Origin of the sequence: Xanthomonas axonopodis pv. maculifoliigardeniae (assembly GCF_041519315.1) — a bacterium.
Classification (GTDB): Bacteria; Pseudomonadota; Gammaproteobacteria; order Xanthomonadales; family Xanthomonadaceae; genus Xanthomonas; species Xanthomonas euvesicatoria.
Genome location: NZ_CP167998.1, coordinates 1,943,685 through 1,968,842 on the forward strand (window position 1 = coordinate 1,943,685; position 25,158 = coordinate 1,968,842).

22 protein-coding genes and 2 tRNA genes are annotated in these 25,158 nt (G+C 64.6%); 8 read left to right on the forward strand and 16 right to left on the reverse strand.

The genetic code is table 11. The features are described 5' to 3' along the window. The first annotated feature begins 344 nt into the window (after positions 1-344). Positions 345-2,303 carry a PAS domain-containing methyl-accepting chemotaxis protein gene (locus ACDH77_RS08605; protein WP_057681477.1) on the forward strand — a complete coding sequence of 653 codons (1,959 nt, stop codon included), beginning with the start codon at positions 345-347 and terminating at the stop codon, positions 2,301-2,303. Positions 2,304-2,713: 410 nt separating this feature from the next. On the opposite strand, the gene ACDH77_RS08610 is transcribed toward ACDH77_RS08605, so the two are convergent. Further along, positions 2,714-3,415, reverse strand: a complete 702-nt coding sequence (locus ACDH77_RS08610; RefSeq protein ID WP_011347116.1) for a pirin family protein — start codon at positions 3,413-3,415, stop codon at positions 2,714-2,716. 131 nt (positions 3,416-3,546) lie between these two features. Between ACDH77_RS08610 and ACDH77_RS08615 the strand changes: the two genes are divergently transcribed. Continuing rightward, on the forward strand, positions 3,547-4,491 hold the full coding sequence (locus tag ACDH77_RS08615; protein WP_372353823.1) for a LysR substrate-binding domain-containing protein: 945 nt from the start codon (positions 3,547-3,549) through the stop codon (positions 4,489-4,491). A 44-nt stretch (positions 4,492-4,535) separates the two neighbouring features. Then, positions 4,536-5,528, forward strand: a complete 993-nt coding sequence (locus ACDH77_RS08620; RefSeq protein WP_218539626.1) for a DedA family protein/thiosulfate sulfurtransferase GlpE — start codon at positions 4,536-4,538, stop codon at positions 5,526-5,528. 163 nt (positions 5,529-5,691) lie between these two features. Here ACDH77_RS08620 and ACDH77_RS08625 read toward each other — a convergent pair. The 10 genes from ACDH77_RS08625 to ACDH77_RS08670 all read right to left on the reverse strand — a co-directional run bounded on the left by ACDH77_RS08625 (position 5,692) and on the right by ACDH77_RS08670 (position 11,859). Next, a tRNA-Arg gene (locus tag ACDH77_RS08625) sits at positions 5,692-5,768 on the reverse strand. A 101-nt stretch (positions 5,769-5,869) separates the two neighbouring features. Next, positions 5,870-5,946, reverse strand: a tRNA-Arg gene (locus ACDH77_RS08630). Between the two features lie 40 nt (positions 5,947-5,986). Further along, positions 5,987-6,868, reverse strand: a complete 882-nt coding sequence (locus ACDH77_RS08635; RefSeq protein WP_218498923.1) for an alpha/beta fold hydrolase — start codon at positions 6,866-6,868, stop codon at positions 5,987-5,989. Beyond that, entirely contained in the window at positions 6,865-7,674 is an 810-nt protein-coding gene (gene thiD / locus ACDH77_RS08640; protein ID WP_218498924.1) for a bifunctional hydroxymethylpyrimidine kinase/phosphomethylpyrimidine kinase, read from the reverse strand. The genes ACDH77_RS08635 and thiD overlap by 4 nt, the downstream gene beginning before the upstream one ends. Positions 7,675-7,711: 37 nt before the next feature. Continuing rightward, on the reverse strand, positions 7,712-8,383 hold the full coding sequence (locus ACDH77_RS08645) for a YoaK family protein (RefSeq protein ID WP_011347121.1): 672 nt from the start codon (positions 8,381-8,383) through the stop codon (positions 7,712-7,714). A 6-nt stretch (positions 8,384-8,389) separates the two neighbouring features. Further along, positions 8,390-8,872 carry a hypothetical protein gene (locus ACDH77_RS08650; RefSeq protein WP_372353824.1) on the reverse strand — a complete coding sequence of 161 codons (483 nt, stop codon included), beginning with the start codon at positions 8,870-8,872 and terminating at the stop codon, positions 8,390-8,392. Next, entirely contained in the window at positions 8,872-10,269 is a 1,398-nt protein-coding gene (locus ACDH77_RS08655) for a PhoH family protein (protein WP_029819225.1), read from the reverse strand. The genes ACDH77_RS08650 and ACDH77_RS08655 overlap by 1 nt, the downstream gene beginning before the upstream one ends. Positions 10,270-10,351: 82 nt before the next feature. Continuing rightward, the gene (locus tag ACDH77_RS08660; RefSeq protein ID WP_008574748.1) at positions 10,352-10,834 is read right to left on the reverse strand and encodes a peroxiredoxin; all 483 of its coding nucleotides are present in this window, start codon (positions 10,832-10,834) and stop codon (positions 10,352-10,354) included. 36 nt (positions 10,835-10,870) lie between these two features. Next, positions 10,871-11,221, reverse strand: coding sequence for a ribonuclease E inhibitor RraB (locus ACDH77_RS08665; RefSeq protein WP_003481909.1), 351 nt, complete (start codon positions 11,219-11,221; stop codon positions 10,871-10,873). A gap of 11 nt (positions 11,222-11,232) precedes the next feature. Then, positions 11,233-11,859, reverse strand: coding sequence for a glycine cleavage system protein R (locus ACDH77_RS08670; protein WP_002813792.1), 627 nt, complete (start codon positions 11,857-11,859; stop codon positions 11,233-11,235). 93 nt (positions 11,860-11,952) lie between these two features. On the opposite strand from ACDH77_RS08670, the gene dapA reads away from it, so the two are divergent. Both dapA and ACDH77_RS08680 read left to right on the forward strand, forming a co-directional pair. After that, positions 11,953-12,861 (forward strand): 4-hydroxy-tetrahydrodipicolinate synthase, encoded by a 909-nt coding sequence (gene dapA, locus ACDH77_RS08675; RefSeq protein ID WP_372353825.1) that lies wholly within the window; start codon positions 11,953-11,955, stop codon positions 12,859-12,861. Between the two features lie 16 nt (positions 12,862-12,877). Further along, positions 12,878-13,396, forward strand: coding sequence for a hypothetical protein (locus tag ACDH77_RS08680; RefSeq protein ID WP_277575021.1), 519 nt, complete (start codon positions 12,878-12,880; stop codon positions 13,394-13,396). 120 nt (positions 13,397-13,516) lie between these two features. Here ACDH77_RS08680 and fdxA read toward each other — a convergent pair whose 3' ends face one another. From fdxA to ACDH77_RS08705, 5 genes are all read right to left on the reverse strand, one after another. Then, positions 13,517-13,840, reverse strand: a complete 324-nt coding sequence (gene fdxA, locus ACDH77_RS08685) for a ferredoxin FdxA (protein ID WP_003481917.1) — start codon at positions 13,838-13,840, stop codon at positions 13,517-13,519. An 83-nt stretch (positions 13,841-13,923) separates the two neighbouring features. Continuing rightward, positions 13,924-14,802 (reverse strand): 2-dehydro-3-deoxygalactonokinase, encoded by an 879-nt coding sequence (locus tag ACDH77_RS08690; protein ID WP_008574741.1) that lies wholly within the window; start codon positions 14,800-14,802, stop codon positions 13,924-13,926. After that, positions 14,799-15,710, reverse strand: a complete 912-nt coding sequence (locus ACDH77_RS08695; protein WP_046932056.1) for an SMP-30/gluconolactonase/LRE family protein — start codon at positions 15,708-15,710, stop codon at positions 14,799-14,801. The genes ACDH77_RS08690 and ACDH77_RS08695 overlap by 4 nt, the downstream gene beginning before the upstream one ends. After that, on the reverse strand, positions 15,704-16,852 hold the full coding sequence (dgoD, locus tag ACDH77_RS08700) for a galactonate dehydratase (protein WP_008574447.1): 1,149 nt from the start codon (positions 16,850-16,852) through the stop codon (positions 15,704-15,706). The genes ACDH77_RS08695 and dgoD overlap by 7 nt, the downstream gene beginning before the upstream one ends. Then, positions 16,849-17,481: a 2-dehydro-3-deoxy-6-phosphogalactonate aldolase gene (locus ACDH77_RS08705; protein WP_008574445.1), complete on the reverse strand. Its 633-nt coding sequence runs from the start codon at positions 17,479-17,481 to the stop codon at positions 16,849-16,851. Before ACDH77_RS08705 ends, dgoD begins: the two co-directional genes overlap by 4 nt. A gap of 414 nt (positions 17,482-17,895) precedes the next feature. Here ACDH77_RS08705 and ACDH77_RS08710 point away from each other — a divergent pair, with 414 nt between their 5' ends. The 3 genes from ACDH77_RS08710 to ACDH77_RS08720 all read left to right on the forward strand — a co-directional run bounded on the left by ACDH77_RS08710 (position 17,896) and on the right by ACDH77_RS08720 (position 25,117). Beyond that, a complete protein-coding gene (locus ACDH77_RS08710; protein ID WP_007966740.1) occupies positions 17,896-18,867 on the forward strand; it encodes a LysR family transcriptional regulator in 972 nt (323 codons plus the stop codon). Positions 18,868-19,121: 254 nt separating this feature from the next. Then, positions 19,122-22,058 (forward strand): TonB-dependent receptor, encoded by a 2,937-nt coding sequence (locus ACDH77_RS08715; protein WP_071118591.1) that lies wholly within the window; start codon positions 19,122-19,124, stop codon positions 22,056-22,058. A gap of 338 nt (positions 22,059-22,396) precedes the next feature. After that, positions 22,397-25,117 (forward strand): TonB-dependent receptor, encoded by a 2,721-nt coding sequence (locus tag ACDH77_RS08720; protein ID WP_122272677.1) that lies wholly within the window; start codon positions 22,397-22,399, stop codon positions 25,115-25,117. The last annotated feature ends 41 nt before the right edge of the window (positions 25,118-25,158 follow it).

The window sequence follows — 25,158 nt, forward strand, 5'->3', positions numbered from 1 at the left end:
GCGAACCATCCAGGATAAGGATCAAAACCAAAACCAACCAAAGCCAGAACCGGGGCCGAAGACCCGGCGTGAAAGGCCTATCGATATTCGGCAGTCGAGGCTGGCAGCGCAGCTATTGAGGTCTTGCACCCCGTTGGATCGCCTGCCCGGGATGCCATAAAGGCAACTCAGGGCCAGTGCCATTGCCGCTTCGCGCCGGAGCGCGTCGCCGCTGCCTTACGCATCTGAACCGCCTTGTAGATGCGGTACGTGGTGGGGGTCAAGTAACCGGCGCATGGGTCGCTAAGGACGTGAACCATATCTCGGATGTTGACGTGATGCGCCTATCGCACCTGCTTGGACGTGTGTTCTCCTTCTGGGGTCGCGGGCTGCAACACAAGGTCGCAGCGGTGGACCGGGTGATGGCGGTGATCGAGTTCGATCTGGACGGTCGCATTCTGGATGCAAACTCGAACTTCCTGGCCCTGATGGGGTATCGGCTGGACGAGGTGGTCGGCCAGCACCACCGCATGTTCGTGACGGCCGCAGATCGCGACAGCGAAAGCTATCGGCACTTCTGGGAAGGGCTGCGGCGCGGCGACTTCAATGCCGGGCGCTTCTGCCGGCTGGACAAGCGCGGGCACGAGGTGTGGATCAATGCCTCCTACAACCCGTTGCTGGATCGATCCGGCAAGGCATATCGCGTGGTGAAGTACGCCACCGACATCACTGCGCAGGTACGCCAGACAGCCGACTTCGAGGGGCGCATCGACGCCATCGACAAGGTGATGGCGGTCATCGAGTTTTCGCTGGACGGCACCGTGCTCGCGGCCAACCAGAATTTCCTGCACGTGATGGGCTACCGGCTCGAGGAGATTCGCGGCAAGCACCATGGCATGTTTGTCGATGCCGGCACGCGCCAGTCGGCTGCGTATCGCGCGTTCTGGGATTCGCTCGGGCGCGGTGCCTTCGATGCGGGCCGCTATCGGCGCATCGGCAAGGACGGCAGGGAGGTGTGGATCCAGGCGTCCTACAACCCGGTGCTCGATGAGCACGGGCGACCGTACAAGGTGGTCAAGTACGCCACCGACGTGACCCGCCAGGTGATCGATTCGGCCGATGCGGACGGGCGTATCCGGGCGATCGACAAGGTCATGGGGGTGATCGAGTTCGACCTGCAAGGGAACGTGCTCGGTGCGAACGAAAACTTCCTGACCATCATGGGGTATCCGGCGGCCGAGGCGATCGGCCAACACCACAGCGTGTTCGTCGATGCGGCCTACTGCGCGTCAGAGGAGTACCGGCAGTTCTGGGCAAAACTGGCGAGCGGCCAGTTCGATGCGGGACGTTATCGCCGACTGCGCAAGGATGGCAGCACGGTATGGATCCAGGCTTCCTACAACCCGATCCTGGACGTCTCCGGGCGGCCCTACAAGGTGGTCAAATACGCAACCGACGTCACCGACCAGGTGCGTTCGGCCGAACGGATGCGCGATTTGATGCTGCAGACCATGAGCATTGCGCAGAACGTGCAGCGCGAGGCGCACCATATTTCCGTGAGCAACCAGGAGCTGGTCAGTCGCGTGTCTACGCAGTCTGCTGCGGTGGCGCAGACCTCGAGCACGATCGATCAGCTGGCCGCAACGGTGCGGGCCAATTCCGAGAATGCCGGTTCGGCGCGGCGCATGGCCGAAGACTCGGCCACGGTGGCGCGGCGCGGTGCCGACGTCATTGCCGATGTGGTCAAGACCACCGCCGGCATCCGCTCGGCGACCGACCGCATCGGTCAGATCATCGAGGTGATCGACGGCATCGCGTTTCAGACCAACATCCTGGCCCTGAACGCTGCGGTCGAGGCGGCGCGTGCGGGCGAACAGGGGCGCGGTTTTGCGGTGGTGGCGACCGAAGTGCGTAGCCTTGCGCAGCGCTGCAGCGTGTCGGCCAGGGAGATACGGTCCCTGATCGACAACGCGACCGATCAGGTCGGCGATGGCTCGCGCCTGGCCGAACAGGCCGGTGTGGTGATGCAGGACATGGTGACGTCGGTCCTGCGCGTCACTGCGACCGTGGAGCAGATCGCCGCTGCCAGCCATGATCAGGCGCTGGACATTTCCAGCGCCAATACCGCGTTGCAGTCGATCGGCGTGCAGGCGCGCGACCAGGCGCAGATGGTGGGCGACCTGGCGCGTTCGGCGCGCGTGCTGGAAGGCGATGCGGATGCGCTGTTCGCCTTGGTCAATGGCGATGCGGATGGCGGGGCGGATCGCGCGCCAGTGCAGGTCGATGCGCAGGCTGCGCGGCGCGCGACAGCGAAAGTGGCGTGATGATGGTTCACTGCGTTTCGCAAGCGACGTCGTGATGTGCCCTCACATATTGCAACTTCCTTTAGTAGTGGATCTGGGCGCAAGTGCCCGAACCTGCGGTGCTGAGGCAGTCGCTGCCATCAGCGCCGCTGCGACGACATATCGACCGCAGTAAAGATGCGAGCGGCGATTGGCAACACATCGATCGCAGCGCGCAACCGGCAGTCGCAAATCGCATGTCCGTGTCGCGGATCTTGGGCATCAAGGCATAGGGCGTAAGCCACGTGCCATCAGCTGCCGCGTCAGGGTTGGTCAGCTCCCAAGAAGCTGCGCACAAGACAAAGCCCGCGTAAGCGGGCTTTGTTTGTTTCGGCACTGGCCAGCGCATCGCACACCATCCTGCGCAGGTACGCCATCCAGCCAGCCTTGCTTTACTTGGGCAGGTCGAACACCAGGACTTCGGCATCGCGTGCATCGGCCAGTACGATTTCCGGCTCGCCGACGATCTGCACCGCGTCGCCAGCCGATAGCGCTTGCCCATTGACGCTCAGGCTGCCGCGGGCCACCTGCACGTAGCCGATGCGGCCTTCGGCCAGCGGCTGCTGCAAACGCGCCTGGCCATCCAGGATCGAGGCATACAGGCGTGCGTCCTGGTGCAGGCGCAGGGAGCCATGGTCACCGCCTGGCGAGGCGATCAAGCGCAACTGGTTACGCTTGCTCTCGGCATCGAAGTGCTTTTCTTCGTAGCTTGGCTCGATGCCGGCACGCTCGGGCATTACCCAGATCTGCAGGAAGTGCACAGGCTCGCTGGCCGAGTGATTGAACTCGCTGTGCGTCACGCCGCTGCCGGCGCTCATCCGCTGCACGTCGCCATAATGCAGGACCGAGCCGGTGCCCATGCTGTCCTTGTGTTCCAGCGCGCCGCCCAGGACATAGGAAATGATCTCCATGTCGCGGTGAGCGTGGGTGCCGAAGCCTTCGCCCGGCTGCACCTTGTCCTCGTTGATCACCCGCAGCGGGCCAATGCCCATATGGCGCGGATCGTGATAGCTGGCAAAGGAGAAGGTGTGGCGTGAGGACAGCCAGCCATGTTCGGCGCGGCCACGGGTTTCGCTCTTGCGGACATTCAACATGCTGCTTCTCCTGGAAGGTTTGAACTTGGCGCTGGGCGATCGGTGTCCAGCGGCTTGATGCGTAGTCTCCACCTCTGCGTCCGGCACAAAAAGCGAGTAGATTTGGCTGCTATCATCGAAAATTTCGAACAATGAAAATCAGCCTGGAAGCACTGCAGATCCTGGATGCCATCGACCGGCGTGGCTCGTTCGCGGCCGCAGCCAAGGTGCTGTTCAAGGTGCCTTCGACGATTTCCTACACGGTGTCCAAACTGGAAGAGGATCTGGGCGTGCAGCTGTTCGAGCGGATGGGACCCAAGGCCACGCCGACCCAGGCAGGCCGCGAGCTGTTGCGCGAGGGGCGCCACTTGCTGCGTGCCGCGCAAGAGCTGGAGGTACGGGTGCGGCGCGTGGCCTCCGGCTGGGAATCGGATTTTGCGATCGGGCTGGATGCGGTGCTGCCTGCGGCCTTGCTGCAGCCGCAGCTCCTGGACTTCTACACCGTGGCCGACAGCACGCGGTTGCGCGTGCTGAGCGAGTCGTTGTCAGGCAGTTGGGAGGCGCTGCTGGACAGGCGCGTGGACCTGATCGTGGCGGCGGGCGAGGGGCCCAGTGGCGGCGGCTATGTGGCCGAGCCGATCGGCACGTTGCGGTTCGTGTTTGCCGTGGCATCCACGTCTCCGCTGGCGGAAGCCGGCCTGCTGGGCGCGGCGGAGCTGGCCGAACACCGTGCAATTGCCGTGGCGGACTCGGCGCGGCGCCTGCTGCCGCGCACGGTCGGGCTGCTCTCCGGGCGCGATGTGCTCACCGTGCCCGACATGCAGACCAAGCTGCTGCTGCAACTGGCCGGCGCCGGCTACGGCTTTCTGCCCGAACCGTATGCGCGCGGGGCGCTGCAGGAGGGCCGGCTGCGGGAGGTGCAGGTGGACACCCGCAAGCCCGACGAAACCTTTTATCTGGCATGGCGGCCGGGCGAAGAAGGGGAGGCATTGAGCTGGTGGCGGCGCGCCTTGCGTAGCGAAGGCCTGTTCGAGCGCTGGTTGCACGCCTTGGCCGCAACGTATCGTTCCGTCGCTGCCGGGCAGTCGCCGCCGTGAGGGAGGGCGGATAATGGTGCCCCGCCGTCGCGCAGGGTCGTCGCATGCAAGGCTTGATCGAACAGTACGGATTGGCGCTGGTGTTCGCCAACGTGCTGGCGTTGTCGCTGGGGCTGCCGGTGCCAGCGCTGCCGACCCTGGTGCTGGTCGGTGCCAGCTATGCGTTGCAAGGGGGCGGCGATGCCTGGCTGGCCGGGCTTGCGGCGTTGGCGGTGTCTGTCGCGGCAAGTCTCTTGGGCGATCTGGTCTGGTATCTGGCCGGTCGCCGCTTTGGTAACCGCACCTTGCAGTCGCTGTGTCGGCTGTCGCTCTCACGCGACAGCTGCATGAAGCAGACCGAGCGCTTTTTTTCGCGCTGGGGCGTGCGCGTGCTGGCGGTCGCCAAGTTCGTGCCGGGCTTGTCGATGGTCTCGGTGCCGATGGCCGGGGCAATGCGGGTACGTCCTGCGGCGTTCCTGCGATACGACGCCTTCGGTGCATCGTTGTGGGCATTGGTCGGCCTGGGCGTGGGTGCTGTGTTCGCGCGTCAGGTGCAGGACGTGCTCGCCTTGCTGTCCGAACTCGGCTCGGGCGCGATCGTGGTCTTGGCGGCCTTGCTGGCCGGCTATGTCGGTTGGCGCTGGTGGCGACGGCAGAGCCTGTTGCGATCGCTGGAGCATGCGCGCATCGCGGTAGAGGAGCTGGTGCCGTTATTGGATGGCGAAGAAAGCCTGCGACCGACCGTGCTGGATATCCGCGCTCCGGGCTATCGCCAGTTGCAGCCATACACGATTCCTGGCGCCGTGTTCGCCGATGAGCGCCAGCTGGCGCAGATCCTTGCCAGCGTGCCGCGCGATCGTAGCGTGGTGATCTACTGCGCGTGTCCGGACGAGGTGTCTGCAGCATGGCTGGCCGCGCGGATGCGCGAGCGCGGGTACCGCGATGTGCGGCCACTGTTGGGCGGTCTGGATGCATGGCGCGATGCCGGGCATCCGGTGACATCGCTGGTGCCGGTGACGGTGGTTGCCGACGCGAACGCGGCTGCTGCCACGGCCTGATTGCCCTGGAGGCGGGCCTGTGACGTCGGCGAGCGCGTTGCTCAGAGATCGGCGTCGCGCGATGGAACAGCACACTCAATGCAACGCAATGCGCGCCATCGTCTGCTTCGGCAAAAACGACGGGCAAAAAAAAGACCAGCAAGCTGGTCGTTTTCTTCAAGATTGGTGCGCCCGGAGAGATTCGAACTCCCGACCGCCTGGTTCGTAGCCAGGTACTCTATCCAACTGAGCTACGGGCGCATATCTTGTTTTGACTTGCAGATCTGACGCAGGGCGATCGGATCTTTTTAACTGAAAATCAGCGCGTGCGTGCTGTCTTCTTATTCTTCTTGTTCTGAGGATGGTGCGCCCGGAGAGATTCGAACTCCCGACCGCCTGGTTCGTAGCCAGGTACTCTATCCAACTGAGCTACGGGCGCCTCGTCAGGAGCGGAATTATGCGGATGACCGACGGGGCCGTCAATCCCTTTGTGAAATTCCAGCGCCGTCGAGGTCGTGGTCAGGCGCGCCACGCAGCGCAGCGACCACGGCCGCAGGCGTTTTCATCCACGCGAAATGATCGCTGCGTGCGCCGAGTTGCCCATCGTCCAATCGCACATGGCGTGGGTGTGCCTGCGGCATCTTGTCCAGTAATGCGCGCAGCGCATCTGCCGGACCCAGCGTGTCGCGCGCAAGGGTCACTGCGCGGATCGGCACGCGCAGTTGGCCCAGTGCCCGTTCCAGGTCCCATGGCGCGCCTGCCGCGCGATAGCGATTGCTGCGGCCCACCTGCGCCCAGTCGGCAATCAGGCTGCGTGCTTCGGTGCCGCCAAAACCGAGCTTGCGCCCGTGCAGCACGCCCTGCCTGCGCGCCAGCCAAGGCAACAACCGAAACGCCAGGGGCAGGCCGTAACGCATCGGCACGGGAAAATTGCGCCAGTACGGCGAGCCGCTGGCCACCAGCCAGAGCTCGGCGAATTGCACCGGATGCAGCGCGGCGTAGCAGCACGCGAGCTGACCGCCAAGGCTGTGTCCACCGACCATGCGCGGCAGCTGCGGGTCGTGGATATCGAGCAGGGCGTGGCTGGCGGGAAGGTCGTCTGCAAGCAGCGTGCGATAGCCCCAATCGTGCTCACGCGACGGGCGCAGCGTGCTGCTGCCATTGCCGCGCCATTCGTGCAGATACACCGCAACGCCGGTGGACGCGAGCGCCTGCGCAAAGGGTTGGTAATGCCGCGCTGCCACGCCCAATGCCGGCAGCCACAGCAGCGTTGTCGTCGGGTGCGGCGGTGCGCAACGGATGACCTGCCAGCGATGCCCATCTGCAGCGCTGGCGAGCAGGGTGTCGGTCTGCACGCTCATGCGCCGGACGCGGCGCCGAAGTGGTCGAGCACCAGCACATCGCTGTGGCCGGGGCGTTGGCCGAGGCGGATAGCGCGGGCAACGTACTCGATCGCTGCCTCGCAGGCATTGAGCAGCGACAGGCCCTGGCACAGCTGCGCGGCGACGGCTGCCGACAGGGTGCAGCCGGTGCCGTGCGCATCGACCTGCAGGCGCGGGTGCATGAACACATCCTGGGTCACGCCGTCATCGAAGCGGTCGAGCACGCGTGCGCCTTCGTGCAGATGTCCGCCCTTGAGCAGCACGGCGTTGGCGCCCAGGTCGAGCAAGGCGGCGGTGGCATGTTCGGCGGCGTCGGCGCTGTCGATGCGGCGGCCGGTCAGCAACTCGGCCTCGGGCGTGTTGGGGGTGACCAGGGTGGCCAGCGGCAGCAAGCGCGTGCGCAGCGCATCCAGTGCCGCATCTTCGAGCAGGCGCGCGCCGCTGGTGGATACCATCACCGGGTCGAGCACCACGAACGGTGGGCGATATCGCTCAAGCAGGTCGGCCACGCAATGAATGACGTCGGCATTGGCCAGCATGCCGAGTTTGACCGCCTGGATCTCGAAATCGGCAAAGCAGGCGTCCACCTGCGCCTGCAAAAACGACAACGGTGGAAGATGCACGGCGGTGACGGCGCGGGTGTGTTGCGCGGTCAATGCGGTAATCGCCGACAACCCATGCACGCGGTGCGCGGCGAAGGTCTTGAGGTCGGCCTGGATGCCGGCGCCGCCCCCGGAGTCGGAGCCGGCGATGCTCAATGCAGACAGCGTACTGGGCGTAGTCATGTGGCGATTCTGCACTGCTGGCCGGAGGATGTGCGCATCATCCTGTGCGCCAGCGGCGCCATTGCAGGTAGGCGACATAACCGGCGCCGGTCAATCCGGTGAGGCTGGCGGGCAGGTAGAGCGCGTCGTACTGCCAGCGCTGGAACAGCAAGGTTCCGAGAATGCTGCCGCCGAGAAAACCGCTGATGATCAGCGCGCTCAGCGTGAGGCGCCGCACCTGCAGCGGACGCCCGCGCAGCAGGTGCCCCAGGCCGATGCCCAGGTCGGTGAACATGCCGCTCAAATGCGTGGTGCGGACCGCTGCACCGCTGAGGGTGGTCGCCATCGCATTCTGCAGGCCGCAGGCGCCGGCGGCGCACAGGACGCCGCCGACATGATGCAACTTGAACAGTGCAATCGCGCCCAGCAACAGCAGCGCTTCGAGCAGCAACGCGGCGCCGTAGCGCTGTCCAAGCCGCACGACATCGTCCTGGATAATCAGTCCGCTGAGCATGGCGCCTGCGCAGAAGGCGATGAGGATGCCGCAAAGAAAGCCGGTGTCCGGGGCAGCGTCTTGCGCCAGGGCAACGCCGAGCAGGCTGGTCGTGCCGGTGAGATGGCTGACCACCTGGTGCTCGGATCCCAGGTAGCCCACCACATTGACCATGCCGGCCACGGCCGACAATGCCACCGCGCCAATCCAGACCCAGCGCGGCAGCAGGATTCCCATCTCGGGTCAGGGGCTACCGTTGATCGCAATCTGCGAGAACGCGCCTGTTTGCGGGTCGTACAGCGCACCCCAGAACATGCTGCCGCCGTCGCAGACCTGGATCGCTTCCCGCGCCGGTTTCACCGGCGTGTCGTTGGGAAGCTTGAACGCGTTGACGTAGATCAACTGCTGGCCCTGGATCACCACACCCACGTATTGGCGGTCGAACTCGCGTGGCTCGGCAATGGTGGGCGTCAACGCATCCTGCCGCGCTTCGAGCTGTTCGATCTGCTGATGGCTCGGCGCCCAATAGCCGCTGATCTGGCCTGGATGCCGTGCCGGGCTGTCGCGCGAGCAGGTCTGCAACACCTGTTCGGCCACGCTCTGCCGGGTGATGATCCAGGACTGGCCGTTCTTGAGATTGGTCGGCACGCTGGCTGGCCCCTGCGTGCTGGCGCAGCCGGCCAGCGCGATCACGGCGAGCGCCACCGCGCCGCGATAGGTGCGCATCACAACACCTCCGAAGCGAAGTCGGCCAGACGCGAGCGCTCGCCGCGACGCAGCGTGATGTGCGCGCTATGCGGCCATGCCTTGAAGCGATCCACCGCGTAGGTCAGCCCCGAAGTGGTTTCGGTGAGGTAGGGGGTGTCGATCTGTTCGACATTGCCCAGGCACACGATCTTGGTGCCGGGGCCGGCGCGGGTGATCAGCGTCTTCATCTGCTTGGGCGTGAGGTTTTGCGCCTCGTCCAGGATCAGATAGCGCGACAGGAAGGTGCGACCGCGCATGAAGTTCATCGAGCGGATCTTGATGCGACTGGCGAGCAGGTCGTTGGTGGCCGCACGGCCCCACGAGCCGCCTTCCTGATTGTGCGTGAGCACTTCCAGATTGTCGGTCAGTGCGCCCATCCACGGGGTCATCTTTTCTTCTTCGGTCCCCGGCAGGAAGCCGATGTCTTCGCCCACGCTGACAGTGGCACGGGTCATGATGATTTCCCGGTAGCGCTGCTGGTCCATGGTCTGCGCCAGGCCTGCAGCCAGTGCGAGCAAGGTCTTGCCGGTGCCGGCGGTGCCGAGCAGGGTGACGAAGTCGATCTCCGGGTCCATCAGCGCATTGAGCGCGAAATTCTGCTCGCGGTTGCGTGCCACGATGCCCCAGACCGCATGCTGGCCGCTGCGGAAATCGTCGACCAGGCACAAGGTGGCCTTGCCGCCGCCAACCTTGGCCACGCGCAGCTCCACGTCATCTTCGCCGGGCAGGTACAGGTACTGGTTCGGATACCAGTCTTCGTCCTCGGCCAGCACGATTTCGTAATGGGTGCGGCCGCGTTCGTTCCAGCTGCGCAGATCTTCGTTGTGCTTCTGCCAGAAATCTTCCGGCAGCTCGATGGCGCCGGTGAACAGCAGGCTGAAATCGTCCAGCGCACGGTCGTTTTGATAGTCCTCGGCGACCAGGCCGCTGATGTAGGCCTTGATGCGCAGGTTGATGTCCTTGGACACCAGGATGACCGGCACATCCGGATTTTCTTCGCGCAGCGCCAGCACCGAGGCCAGGATCTTGTTGTCCGGCAGCATTTCTCCGAAGGTGCGGCCCGGGTCGATCGGCTTGATCTGGAAAAACAGCCGTCCGATCGCGGCCTGGCCCTTGAGCTGGATGCCCTGCGGATGGCTGAGCAGGATGCCGGCCTGGATCTGCTCGGCGTTGGTGTTTTCCAGCAATTCGTCCAGGAAACGGCTGACCTGGCGTGCATTGCGGCTAACTTCGGAGGTGCCCTTCTTGGCGTTGTCGAGCTCCTCGATCACCTGCATCGGCAGGAACACATCGTGTTCCTCGAACTTGAACAGCGCGGTGGGATCGTGCATCAGCACGTTTGTGTCCAGCACGTAGATGCGCTTGCCTCGGGTCATTGGGTCTTCCAAGTGATGGAGCAGGGGCGAGCCATCACGCCTGCAGCTGCAGGGTGATGGAGGACGCGGGAAGCGAGGGGTGTCACTGTTTGGCGTGCGCCTTTACTGCGGCCAGCACGGCCTCGGCATGGCCGGCGACCTTGACCTTGCGCCATTCCTGCACGACATGCCCCTCGGGCGACAGCAAGAAGGTGCTGCGCTCGATGCCGAGCACCTGTTTGCCGTACATGTTCTTTTCCTTGATCACGTCGAAGGCGCGGCACAGCGCTTCATCGCTGTCGCTGATCAACGGGAAGGCGAAGCCTTGCTTGGCGCAGAAGTTGTCGTGCGACTTCACCGAATCGCGCGAAACGCCCAACACCATCGCGCCCGCTTTTTTGAACTGCGGCAGCAAGGCATTGAAGTCCAGGCCTTCGGTGGTGCAGCCGGGCGTGCTGTCCTTCGGGTAGAAGTACAGCACCAACCATGTGCCGGCATGGTCGCGCAGGGTGGTGTGGGTGCCGCCGGACAGCGCCAGCGGCAGGTCGAAGGTTGCGGCGGGTAATTCCAGCACAGCGTCGGTCATCGTTGCTCAGCCCAAAGTGGAGGGGCGACGGCGCGGTCAGGCCGGGCCGACGTCCATCCCATCATAAGCAGCCACATGGAAGCGTTTGGCAAGTGCGTCGAACTGCGCATTGCGCTGATTCAGCGACTCGATGGTGTGATGTTCTTTCTTGTCCACATGCAGGAAGTACGACTCTTCGTCATCGCCGTCGTCTTCGTCGCGTTCGCCGAGGAAAATGTCGATGACGCGATAGCCGTCCTGGGTCAGTTGCTCGGCGAGCTTCTGCAGCGGCTCCTGCGCAGGATCGGCGAAGAAGTATTCCCAGCGCAGCGGGCCGTCGAGATTCCAATCGGTCTCGGAGCGGATGTGGTCGAACATCTGTTTTAGCGCAGAGATCGCGATGGCCATTGATGGGTGCCTCAGAACTTCATCGGGTCCATGATCGCGTCGAGATTGAGGTGATCACAGAATTCCAGGAAATCATCGCGCAATGCGGCGATGTGCATGTTGGCCGGCACGCCGATCGTCACCTGCGCCGAAAACATCTCCGCGCCGGTCTGCATGGCGCGGTAGCGTGTGCTCTGCAGGTTTTCGATGGTGATGCCCTGGCGGTCGAAGAAATCGGCCAGCTGGAACAGGATGCCCGGCTTGTCGGCGGCGATCACTTCGACGATGTAAGGCAGCAGGTTGGACTGGGTCTGCTTGGGGCCGGTGCGATACCACACCAGTTTCAATCCTTCTTCGCGTTCGAGCCGGGTCAGCATGGCTTCGAGCTTGGCGACCGAATCCCAGGAGCCGGTTGCCAGTGCGGTGACCGAGACGTCGCGCCCCACCGTGGCCAGACGGGCGTCCACGAGATTGCAGCCGCTGTCGGCGATGCGGCGAGTGACGGGCAACAGGGGGGACTCCGGATGCGTCGTGTAGGCGTTGATCAGGAGGTGATTTTCGGTCGGCGAAGGCCGGGGTGTAGAGTCGGTCAAAGGGGCTTCCGGCATTGCATCAGGCTGAATGGCCGCCCGGGCAGGCGCCCTGGCGGTGACCAGCATACTTGCCCGTGGTTTCGCGCCGCAAGTAACATGCAGGCGGTCGCAACCCGCGTGCGCGCGGGCCTTTTCCTGTCACGTAAGAGCAGCAGAATCTTGTCCCTTTCCGGCATCATCACCGCGCTGGCGACCCCCTTCGGTCCCGATGGCGCACTCGACCTGGATGCCTGGCGGCGGCTGCTGGAGCAGCAGTTGCACGGCGGCGTGCAGGGAATCGTGGTTGCCGGCTCCACCGGTGAAGCGGCCGCACTGAGCGACGACGAATACGACACGCTGCTGCGCGCGGCTGTGGCACAGGTCGCCGGCCAGGTGCCGGTGCTTGCCGGCACCGGCTTGTCCGGCACGGCAAAGACCATTGCGCAGACACGTCGCGCTGCGGCGCTGGGCGCGCAGTACGCGCTGGTGGTGACGCCGCCGTATGTGCGTCCGACCCAAGCCGGGTTGAAGGCGCACTTTCTGGCGGTGGCCAACGAAGGTGGCCTGCCTGTGGTGCTGTACAACGTGCCGGGCCGTACCGGCTGCGACCTGCTGCCGGAGACGGTGGCCGAGCTGGTGGGTCATCCGAACATCGTCGGCATCAAGGAAGCACGTAGCGAGCCCGAGCGCATCGCTGCACTGGTGGCGCTGCGCAGCGACAGTTTTGTGGTGCTCAGCGGCGACGATGGCAGCGCGGCGCACGCGATGTTGTCCGGCGCTGCCGGGCTGATCTCGGTCGCTTCCAATGCCTTGCCGGCGGCGTACCGGCGCCTGTGCGATCTGGCCCGCGATGGACAGCGCGATGCTGCCACCGCCTGGGACGCGCGGTTGAGCGAATACCACAGCTTCTGCGGAATCGAATCCAATCCCATTCCGGTCAAGGCGCTGCTGCAGCGCGCCGGGATCGGCCACGGCCTGCGCTTGCCGCTGCTGCCTCTTTCTGCGGCGCACCAGCCTGCTGCCGACCGCCTTGCCGCCGACGCCATTGCGTTGGAAGCGCTTTCCAGCCGCGAAATGCTCGCGGCCTGACCCAGGAGATCTATCGATGCGTCATTCCGTTTCCCCCGTCCGCGTGCTGTCGCTCGCGTTGCTGGCGACCGCCACTGTCGCCGCCACGAGCGGTTGCAGCTGGTTCCATAAGGGCGCGCGCGGCGACTATGCGCTGGCGCCGGAAGCTCGTCCGCTGGAAGTGCCGCCGGACCTGAACCTGCCCGACACCTCCGGTGCGATGAAGGTGCCGACGCTGGCCTCCACCACGCAGCAGAACAGCAACACGCCGCCGTCGGCGAGCGCCAACAGCGGTTTTACCGTGCCGGACGAGCGCGACGAGGTGTTTGCCAAGGTGGGCGCGGCGTTGGCCGATATCCCGGGCCTGACCATTGCCAGCAAGGCCCAGATGCTCGGTTCCTACGATGTGAGCTACGAAGGTTCCAGCTTCCTGGTGCGCGTGGTCAAGGTCGATGCGGGCAGCTATGTGTCGGCCGTGGACCCGCGCGGCATGCCGGCCACGGCGGCTGCGCCGGTGGCGGTGATCTCCTCGCTGAAGAGCAAACTGGGCGGCTGAAGCCGGTTCGGTTTGCTGGATGGCAAAACGGGCGCCTTGGGCGCCCGTTTTGCGTTAGTGCCGAGTGCACTGCGGGGTGCGTGCAGCGGTGTGGCTCCGGGCCGCGCCCGGTCGTGCAGCTCAGCGCTGCAGCAGCGGCAACTTGTTGGGCTTGCCATCCCATTCGGCGGCATCCGGCGCCGGCTCCTGGCGCACGGTCAGCACCGGCCAGGCCTTGGCGAGTTCGGCGTTGAGTGCCACGAAGGCTTCCTGGCCCGCCGGCACGTCGTCTTCGGGATAGATCGCGTTGGCCGGGCATTCCGGCTCGCACAAGGTGCAGTCGATGCACTCGTCCGGGTCGATGACCAGGAAGTTCGGGCCGACGTGGAAGCAATCCACCGGACAAACCTCGACGCAGTCGGTGTATTTGCACTTGATGCAGTTTTCGGTGACAACAAAAGGCATGGCGGAATCCGGCGTTTAGCCTTCCAATTCTAAAGCAGTCGCGTGATGGGTGTGGAGTTGTTGGCGCTTTTCGTGCCGGGCTGTCAGGCCAGTCCGCGCTGCCTGGCCAGCGCGAACAACCCTGCCGCAGCCAGATCTTCCGGATGCAGTCGGCTTTCGACGCCCAGGTGCTGCAGTGCCAATGCGTAGCGTTGCGCCAGAGCAGGGCTGCCGACCAGATGCACGATGGCGTGAGCGCCGCGGTGCGCGCGCAGTTCGTGGCCGATCAGCACGCCCGAGAGGTAGGACGGCAGCGCCGCGGAGGACAGGCGTTCGAACAGGCCGAGCGTGCGGGTGCCGAACAGGTGGTGGCTGAGGCCGCCGGGGTCGTTGCTGCGGTCGACACCTTGGAGGAATGCGTCAGCGTCCAGCGCGGCATGATCGTCGTCCATCAGCTTGCCCAGGATGCTGTGCTGACGCAGCACGGCGTACAACTCGCCGGTCATGACGGTGGCAAAACCCGTCAGCTGGCCGTTGGCGATCTGCGCCCATTTGCTGTGCGTGCCGGGCAGGCAGGCGACATGCGCGCCGTCGCCGAGCGCGGCGATCAGCCCGACCAGTTGGGTTTCTTCGCCACGCATCACATCGGGCACGCCGGCCTGTTCGCCGGTGCTGACGCCGGGCACGAACCACAGTGCGCGGCCGGGCAACAGGGCGTCGTAGCAGCGCATCGCCTGGGCGAGCGCGGCGGTGTCGGCCGGGCAGGGCAGGTAAGGTTGCTCGACCCAGCCATTGCGGCTGCCGATCATGCCCGAGAGCAGCAGTGGGCCGTCCCAGCCGTCGACCAGGCCAGCCAGCACTGCGTCGAAGCGGCCCTGGCAGGCCAGGATGCCGTCGCTACCGCGGCGCTGCGCAACGACCTTGCCGTCGGCATCGAGCAGATAGCCACGCAGGCTACTGGTGCCCCAATCGATGGCGATCATGCGCTCGCCACCCGGCTTTCGGGCAGGCCCGCGATGGCGAGGTCGCAGACAAACAGGCTGCCGGCTTCGGGCATGCGCGCGAGTTCGTCGGCGCTATGGTCCAGGCGCGAGCTGATCACATGCAGGCGGTCCAGTGCCGCGCCGCCGAAGGCGCTGCAGGTGGGATGCTTGATCGGCAGCTGCACGATGCGCTCCACGCTGCCGTCGGGGCGATAACGCACTACGCGCGACGCACGCCATTGCGCGTTCCACAGGTGGCCTTCGCTGTCGATGATCGAGCCGTCCGGCTCGGCGTCATCGCGATCGAGGGTGGTGAACACACGCGTGTTGGTGGTTTGCGCCGTCTGCGGGTCGTAATCGCAGCACAGGATCTGCGGGCGCACCGAATCGCAGTAATACATGGTGCGGCCGTCGAGGCCGAAGCAGATCGAATTGGGGATCGAAACGCCCGGCAGCGGCAGGGCGCGCAAGCCGTGCTTCAGCGAAAATTGGTAGAACGCACCGCGTGCGGCCTTGCTGTCGTGCTCGTCCATGGTGCCGAACACCAGGTTGCCATGCCGGTCGACGCGGCCATCGTTGCTGCGCGTGAGCGGGTTGTCCGCTTCCACATCGGCCAGTTTCTCGAAGGGCAGCGCGTCTTCTTCGACGGTGTCCGGATCGACAATGCCAATCGCCTTGGCCAGCGCGACTAGCACGCGGCCGTCGTCCATCAGGCCGATGCAGCCGGGGCGGTCGGGCAGCGTCCAGTAGCGCGACTGCGCGCTGGCCGGGTGGTGCCGCCACAGGCGTTTTTCGCTGATGTCGACCCAGTACAGCGCCTGGCGCTGCTCGCACCACAGCACGCCTTCGCCATGCGTGCAGCGGCTGTCGACCGCCAGCACGGCGGTGTGTTCGGGCGTGCTTACCATTCGGCGATGCTGCCATCACTGTGGCGCCACACCGGGTTGCGCCAGTCCGGCGGATTTTCGTTTGCGCGCTTGAGCATCTCTTCGTCGATCTCCACACCGAGCCCAGGTTTGGGCAGGGCCGCAATGCTGCCATCCACGCAGTGAAAATCGTCTTTGTTGATGACGTAATCGAGCAGGTCGGCGCCTTCGTTGTAGTGGATGCCGATGCTCTGTTCCTGCAGCACGGCGTTGTGCGAAACGAAGTCCACGTGCAGGCACGCGGCCAGTGCGATCGGGCCGAGCGGGCAGTGCGGGGCAAAGCCCACATCGTAGGCTTCGGCCATTGCGGCGATCTTGACGCATTCGGTGATGCCGCCGGCATGCGACAGGTCCGGTTGCACCATGCCGATGCCGCCGGCGCACAGCACGTTCTTGAATTCGAAGCGCGAGAACATGCGCTCGCCGGCGGCAAGCGGAATGGAAGTGCTGGCGGCCAGGCGTGGGTAATACTCGGCCTGTTCGGCCAGCACCGGTTCCTCGACGAACAGTGGCTTGAACGGTTCGAGCTCGCGCAGCAAGGCCTTGGCCATCGGCGCGCCGACGCGGCCGTGGAAGTCGATGCCGAAGTCGATGCTGTTGCCGAAGGCCTCGCGAATTTCCGCCACCTTGACCACCGCCGCATCGACCGCGCGCGCGCTGTCGATCAGCTTCATTTCTTCGGTGCCGTTGAACTTGAAGGTGTCAAAGCCCAGCGCGCGATAGTCGGTGATCTGCTGGATGATGGCGCCGGGGCGGTCGCCGCCCACCCAGCGGTAGGTCTTCATGCGGTCGCGCACCAGCCCGCCCAGCAACTCGTACACCGGCACGCCCAGCGTCTTGCCCTTGATGTCCCACAACGCCTGGTCGATACCGGCGATGGCGCTCATCAGGATGGCGCCGCCACGATAAAAGCCGGCGCGGTAGAGGGTCTGCCACAGGTCGTTGATGCGCGCCGGATCCTTGCCCACGACATAGCCGGCCAGTTCGTGCACGGCGGCCTCCACCGAACGCGCGCGGCCTTCGATGACCGGCTCTCCCCATCCGGTGATGCCCTCGTCGGTCTCGACCTTGAGGAACAGCCAGCGCGGCGCGGCGTGGTAGGTGGTGAGGCGGGTGATCTTCATCCTTGCAGTTCCTGGTAGGCCTGCACGAAGGCGCGTGCATGCGTCTGGGTTGTCTGGAGCGATTGGCCGGGCTTGTACAGTTCGCCACCGATGCCGGCGCCGGCAGCGCCCTGGGCGATAAAGCCGGCCAGGGTCTGCGGGCTGACGCCGCCCACCACGTAGACCGGGATGTGCGTGGGCAGCACCGAGCGCAGCGCGCGCACATGCGCGGCGCCATAGGTCGCGGCCGGGAACAGCTTGAGAATGGTTGCGCCGGCGTCGATGGCGTCGAACGCCTCGCTGGCGGTGGCGAAACCAGCCACCACGGTCAGGCCGCGCGACACCGCGTGACGGATCAGGCTGGGGCGCGTATTCGGGGTGACGATAAAGCGCGCGCCGATCTCGACCAGGGTGTCGACATCGTCATTGCGCAACACGGTGCCGGCACCGATCCAGGCGCGCTCGCCATAGGCCTGTTGCGCCAGCGCGATGCTCTGCTCCCAGCGCGGCGAGTTGAGCGGGATTTCGATCGCATCGAAGCCGGCGTCGATCAGTGCGCCGACATGGTCGAGCGTCTCTTCCGGCGTGATGCCGCGCAGGATGGCGACCAGGGGCAGGACGAACGGGCTGGCGGTGGTATCTGAAGTCATGCGGTTACTCGCGGTAGAGCGGAAAGCGGCGGTTGGCGACCGGGTGGCCGGCAACGTCGGGGGAGGCTGCGCGACTGCGGGTCGTGGCATGGCGGCCGATGCGCAACATGGGAGCAGAACGTGTGACGACGAAGGCGATGGATTCCGACCTTGAGGGAGCGCCGCCTGGACACGCGTGCGCCGTCCTACGGCCTGCAATCAGCGGGCATGATGCCGTCATCGTTCTCCACCTCCGCATATTGGGCTGCGTGTTGCCGCCCGCGGACGGGCAGGTCACGTCTGTTCTGACCGCGCCCGGGAGGTAGGGGCTCCTGCTGCGGCGTTCGATAGCCTCGCGCGGGGAGATATGTGCTGCAAATGAAATTTTCGGCATATTCTATTCCTCCGACGAATACACGGCCGCAACCGCACGCTATGGCAAATTCCGGTACTCCCTGGTTCAACGCAGCCCGGCTCAAGACGCGCCAGCTCCTGCTGCTGCTGCATTTGCACGAACAGCGCTCGGTGTTGCGCGCGGCTGAGGCCGCTAGCATGACGCAACCGGCCGCGTCCAAGCTGCTGGCGGAAATGGAAGACATGCTGGGGGTGAAATTATTCGAGCGGCATGCCCGTGGCGTTGAGCCCACCTGGTATGGCCACGTGCTGATCCGGCGCGCGCGCGCGGCCATGTCGGAGATTGGGCGGGCGCAGGAAGAAATCGCCGCCCTACGCGCCGGGCGCATGGGCCAGGCTTCGATCGGCACGGTGGTCAATCCGGGCACCAACCTGGTGCCGCAGGCCATCGCCGAGGTCAAGCGCGAGTTTCCGGACATCCTGGTGCGTGTGGAAATGGACTACAGCCGTCCGCTGGTGGCCAAGTTGCTGGACGGGCAGCTGGACATCGTGATCGGGCGCATCCTCGGCCCGGAAGGGGTGGGCGAACTGGAATTCGAACCGCTGGCCGACGAGCCGCATTCGGTGATCGCGCGTGCCGGGCACCCGCTGGCCAGCCGCGCCGGCCTGCAGCATGCCGATCTGGTACGGCATGGCTGGATCTTGCCGCCCGCCGACAGCGTGTTGCGCGCGCGCCTGGATTCGATGTTCATGGAGCACGGCGTGCAGACGCCGACCAATGCCATCGAAACCTCATCCCTGCCGGTCACCTCGACCCTGCTGCGCGGCACCGACATGCTGACCGCCCTGCCGGTGGAATCGGTGGCGCCGTTGATCCAGGCGAAATTGCTCACCGTGCTGCCGATCGAACTGGGCGTGCGGATGGAATCGTTCGGCATCATCCGACGACGCGACTACATCCTGCCGCCCGGTGCCGAGCGCATCTTGCAGGCGTTGCGCACCACGGCCCGACGTCTGTATCCCGCGCTACGCGTGCCGGACTCCCTTGCCTGACCAATGCGTCCCTCGCTATTCCGCAGCGGAATAGCAGCCTGTGAAATTTTCATTGGCTGGCGCTGCGTGGTGCGCCTATACGTGTGAGCCAGATCGCATGCTGAAGCGCACGTAACGTCGGGCACGCGATCGGCGGCCAAGCCGCCTGCTGGAGGGAATTGACGGGCGACATCGCCCGTTTTTTGCGTGATCACGCCGCGCGTCTGCGCGGCGACAACCCGTTTCAATCGTCTTGCGTCCTGGGAGGGATTCAGATGTACCAGTGTTCCAGCCATGCCTCGGCAGGTACGGGCGTGTTCGCCCGTCGTTTGCCTTCGTTGCGCCGTTCCGCCATGGCCATCAGCATCGGGCTCTTGCTCGCTGCGCCGGTCTATGCGCAGCAGGCGCAGTCGTCCCAGAATGCTTCCTCGAGCACCGCGAGCAAGGCCACCGACCTGGATGCGGTCGAAGTGCGCGGCGTGCGCGCCAGCCTGATCAAGTCGCAGTCGATCAAGCACGATGCCGAACAGATCGTCGATTCGGTCAGTGCCGAGGACATCGGTGCGTTGCCCGACCGCAGCGTCACCGAAACCCTGCAACGGGTGAGCGGCGTGACCATCGATCACTTCATGGCGCGTAACGATCCGGACCACTTCTCTGCCGAAGGCAGCGGCGTGATGATTCGCGGCATGACCCAGGTGCGCGGCGAGCTCAATGGCCGCGACAGCTTCAGCGCCGCTAGCGGCCGCGGTCTGAGCTTCGAGGATGTGCCGGCCGAACTGATGGCAGGCGTGGACGTCTACAAGAACCCGTCGGCCGAGATCATCGAAGGCGGTCTGGGCGGGACGGTCAACCTGCGCACGCGCATGCCGTTCGACCAGCCGGGCCGGGTGATCGGTGCGACCGCCGACGTGAACTACGGCGATTTCAGCAAGACCTACAAGCCATCGGGCTCGTTTCTCTTCAGCGATCGCTGGAACACCGGCCTCGGCGAGATGGGCTTGATGGTGGATGTGGCGCATTCGGAACTGGCCACGCGCAGCGATGGCATCCAGGTCGAGCCGTTCGTGCGTCGCACCGATGCGGCGCTGCTGGAAGGCACCAGCTTCGACAAGGTCTACGTGCCTGGCGGCGTCAACTGGCGGCAGCTTGATTTCGAGCGCAAGCGCAATGGCGTGGCCGGCGCGTTCCAGTGGCGGCCTAGCGACGACACCGAGATCTACGTGCAGTACATGCGCTCCAGTTACGACATGAACTGGCAGGAGCGCGCGGCGTTCTTCAACGACGACACCAACGCGATTGGCCCGGCCCCCGGAACGCAATTTACCTACGATGCCGACGGCCGCTTCGTCAGTGGCTCGCCGGCATCCAGTTCCTGGCGCGGCAACGTCACCGGCAACGATGGCGTGCGCTTCTACACCAACAACCGCTACGCGCAGCAGAGCACGACCACCTCGGATTTGTCCGGCGGCTTTACCCACAAGCTCACCGGCAACCTCACCGTGCGCGGCGATATGCAGCTGGTGCGCTCGGAAAGCGATTCGCTGGACTTCACCCTGTTCGATTCGATCTACCTGCCGGGCCTGACCTTCGATCTGAGCGGCAAATATCCATCGGTCGGGATTGCCGACAGCACCTACACCAGCAACCCCTCCAATTATTTCTGGAGTGCGGCCATGGACCATCTGGCGAAGAATCGCGGCCGCGAACTGGCCACGCGCTTCGACCTGGAATACGCATTCGACGACAGTGCCTGGCTGCGCACCTTCCGTGCCGGCATCCGCGCCACCGACCGCACCCAGATCAACAAGAACTCCGGCTACAACTGGGGTGTGATCAGCGATAACTGGGCGCAGATTCCCGACACCGCCAATGGGACCGGACTGGCCGATCTGGCCACCTACATGACCGGCACCTCGCAGCTGTATTCGTATTCCAATCTGTTCCGCGGCAAGATCGATGTGCCCAACAGTCTGTATTTTCCGAGCAACGCCGCAGTCAAGGACTACGCCGGTACCTCGAAGATGATCGAGCAGATCGTGGCGCTGCGCGGGTCGGGCTGGGCGCCGGACAAGTACCAGCTGCAGGACATCAACCGCCAGTTCGAACGCACCCAGGCCGCCTACGCGGTGATGTACTTCGGCAACGACGAAGCGCTGGGCGTGCCGGTGGACGGCAATATCGGCGTGCGCATCGTGCAGACCAAGACCGAGGCAAATGGCTACGGCCAGTTCCCCGACCTGTCGGGAAGCGCGGGTTCGGAAGCGCTGCGCGAGCAGTACACCGGGCAGTACTTCGCCAACAACGCCAAGGGCAGCTACACCAACGTGCTGCCGAGCTTCAACATGCGCTTCAAGTTCTCCGACGCGCTGCAGTGGCGTATCGCCGCATCCAAGGCGATGGCGCGCCCGGACTACACGCAGTTGCAGCCGTACCTGCTGCTTGCGGCAAACACCGAGTCCAACGGCACCGTTTCCAGGTGGACCGGTACTGCCGGCAATCCGAATCTGCAGCCGATGAAGGCCAATCAGTACGACACCGCGCTGGAGTGGTACTTCGACACCAGCGACATGATGTACCTGACGTTGTTCTACAAGAGCGTCAAGGATTACTTCTCCAACCAGACCGTCACCGAAAATTACGGTGGGCAGGACTGGCTGGTGACGCGTCCGTACAACATGGACAAGGGGCGCATCCGCGGCTTCGAATACGGCTACACGCAGTTCTTCGATTCTTGGCCGGGTTGGCTGAGCGGGTTCGGCGTCAATGCCAACTTCACCTTCGTCGACAGCAGCGGCGGCGCGAACACCGCCACCGACCCATACACCCAGACCACCGTCACCGGTGTGAGCCTGCCGCTGGAAGGCTTGTCGCGGCGCAGTTACAACCTGGCCGGCATCTACGAGAAAGGGCCGCTTTCGTTGCGCCTGGCCTACAACTGGCGTTCGCGCTATCTGCTCACCGCCAGCGACGTGTCGACCAAGTTGCCGACCTGGTCGGACGATTACGGCCAGCTCGACGCCTCGGCGTTCTATCGCTTCAACCCGCATGTGCAGCTCGGCGTGCAGGCCAACAATCTGACCAACACGGTGACCAAGGTGTTGATGGGGCCGACGTCCTACACGGGGGGCGAGGTCGATAACCATCTGTATACGCGCAGCTGGTTCGTCAACGACCGGCGCTACTCGCTGGTGCTGCGCATGAACTGGTAAGTGCGGGCGATCACGCAGGTGACGTGCGCGGGCTCTCAGAGTTGAGCCCGCCACGTTCAATCTTGCACCGTTACCCTGCGATGCCAGAGTTGCCGGGTTTTCTGGGGTTGTTATAGGTTTAGCGAATACATTTCCAGGAATATTTCATTGGTCTGGCATGACGGCCGCGCCCTATGCTCCGGCCGCAGCTACCAAGTAAGCCCGCTCGGGTTTACACCGCATCTACGCAGCCACGGTCTTGCCGTCGGCAGATGCCAAGCCAGCACCAACGACGGGTCGGGCGCTCGCGCACCGGCCCGCTAAAAACTAGAAGTACATGCGTCCTGGGAGGGAGCACCATGTCAGTGCAACATCGCCACATTCCGGCAGGCCGGACTGTGGGTCAGCGTTCGATCCGTGATTTCCGCCGCTCCGTGATGGCCATCAGCGTGGCCACGCTGCTGAGCGCGCAGGCCTATGCGCAGGATGCGACCACCACCGCTACGCCGGCCTCGGATGCGACCACGCAACAGCTGGACACCGTGCAGGTCACCGGTACCCGCAGCAGCGTGACCAAGGCGCAGTTGGTCAAGCAGAACGCAGAGCAGATCGTCGATTCCATCGTTGCCGAAGACATCGGCAAGCTGCCCGACAACAATGTGGCCGAAGCGCTGCAACGCATCTCCGGTATCCAGATTTCGCGCAACTATGGCGAAGGCAGCGCGATCGCCATCCGCGGCCTGACCCAGGTACGCACCGAACTCAATGGTCGCGACATCTTTACCGCCAACGACGGCCGGGGCCTGAGCTTCGAAGACGTGTCTGCCGAATTGCTCGGCGGCGTCAACGTCTACAAGAATCCGTCTGCCGACATGATCGAAGGTGGTCTGGGCGGCACCGTGGACCTGCGCACGCGCCTGCCGTTCGACTACGACGGCCGCAAGATCGCCGGCAGCGTGCAATACAACTATTACGACCTCGCCGACGACGGCAAGCCGGCGTTCTCGGGCCTGTTCAGCGATCGCTGGCAGACCGGAATCGGCGAGATCGGCATCCTGGTGAACTACTCGCAGCAGAAGAGCCCGTTCCGCCAGGACACCATTTCGATCGAGCCGTGGTACACCCAGACCGATCTGCCGGGCTACGAAGGGCAGGGCGTGTCGGTGCCGCACGGCGCCGGCATCAACACCACCGTCGGCGAGCGCGAGCGCAAGACCGGCGCCTTTGCGATGCAGTGGCGTCCGAACGATGCAGTGGAGGTCTATACGCAGGTGCTGCGTTCGGACTACGACTTCAGCTGGCACGATTATTCGTTCTTCGCGCTGACCGGCGCCAACCCGATGCAGGGCTTGCCTGGCATCCAGGTCAATAACCGCAACGAGTTCGTCAACGGCTCGTTCCAGAATGTGCCGACCGAATCCAATACCAGCCTGACCGAGCGCCACTCGGTGACCACCGATTACTCGCTGGGTGCCAAGTGGACGGTCAACGAAAAGCTGACCCTGAGCACCGACTTCCAGTATGTCGATGCCACCACCACCGGCACGCGCTACATCCTGTCCACCGGTCAGGTCACCAGCCCGCAGTTCAACGTCGATTTCCGGGGCGATCTGCCGCGCTTGTCGGTGACCGATGCCAGCGGTGCGGAAGGCTACCTGGCCGACGTCAACAACTACAACGGCTGGCGCTATCACCTGGACAACAAGGACGACAACAAGGGCACCGAATTCGCCTGGCGTTCGGATATGGATCTGGCCTTCGACAGCGACTTCGTGCGCAGCTTCAAGGCCGGCGTGCGTTACACCGACCGTGATGCCGAGACCAAGGGCAACATCTATCGCTTCATGTGCATCAACAACTGCGACGGCGCACCGTTTTCGCAGTACCCCGGCATCGGTGTGATGACCAATCCGATCACCGACTTCTTCCGCGGCCAGAGTCATGCCTTCGGGCCGACCCTGACGGCATCCGATGCGGCAGTGGCGAACTATCAGCAGACCCTGGCTGCCTTCGGTGCCAGCCCGCTGGAATTTGCCCCCAACAACATCAACACGCAGAACGAGAAGACCTACGCGGCGTATGGCGTGCTGCGCTTTGGCGTGGATGGCGAGATTCCGTTCGATGGCAACATCGGCGTGCGCGTGGTGCGTACCGAAGTGGGCTCGCAAGGCGTGCGCACCGGCACCGATGCCGAAGGTGGTGGCCTGATTCCGGTGGATGCGCAGCAGACCTACACCGACGTGCTGCCCAGCTTGAACCTGCGTTGGATGCTGAGCGATCAGCTGCAATGGCGGTTTGCCGCCTCGCGCGGTATTTCGCGTCCGACCTTCGACAAGCTCAACCCGAACCTGAGCCTGAGCACCGGTACCTCGAACGGCGCTTCCACTTTCACCGGCACGGCGGGTAACCCGAGTCTGGAAGCGGTCAAGGCCGACCAGTTCGACACCGCGCTGGAGTGGTACTTCGGCCAGGGCTCGATGATGTACGGCACCCTGTTCTACAAGAAGGTGGAAGGCTTCATCGCCAACGCCGTCTTCAACGAGGTGTACGACGGCCAGGTGTGGCAGATCACCCGTCCGGTCAATGGCGATTCGGGCAAGATCCGCGGCGCCGAACTGGGTTACACGCAGTTCTTCGACTTCCTGCCGGGCTGGTTGAGCGGCTTCGGCCTGCAGACCAACTACACCTACGTCGACAGCGAGGCGCCGAGCCCCACCGCCACCGACACCAACGGCCAGTCGCTGACGGTGCCGCTGGAGGGCCTGTCCAAGAACAGCTACAACGCGATCCTCAGCTACGAAACGGCGCGCTTCCAGGGCCGTGTGGCCTACAACTGGCGCAGCGACTGGCTGGTGACCACGGCGGGCAACGGCACCGGCAACCTGCCGGTCTACAACAAGGGCTTCGGCCAGCTGGATGCCTCGCTGCGTTTCAACATCAATGATGTGTGGTCGATTTCGCTCGATGGCGTGAATCTGCTCGATACCCGTCGCGAAAGCTATCTGGGCACCGAGTCGCGCTACCGCGATTTCGTGATCAACGATCGTCGGTATGGCCTGACGTTGCGGGCCAGCCTGTAGAACGCGCCGTAGGAAGTGCGTCGCCGGTCCGGCGAGCTGTG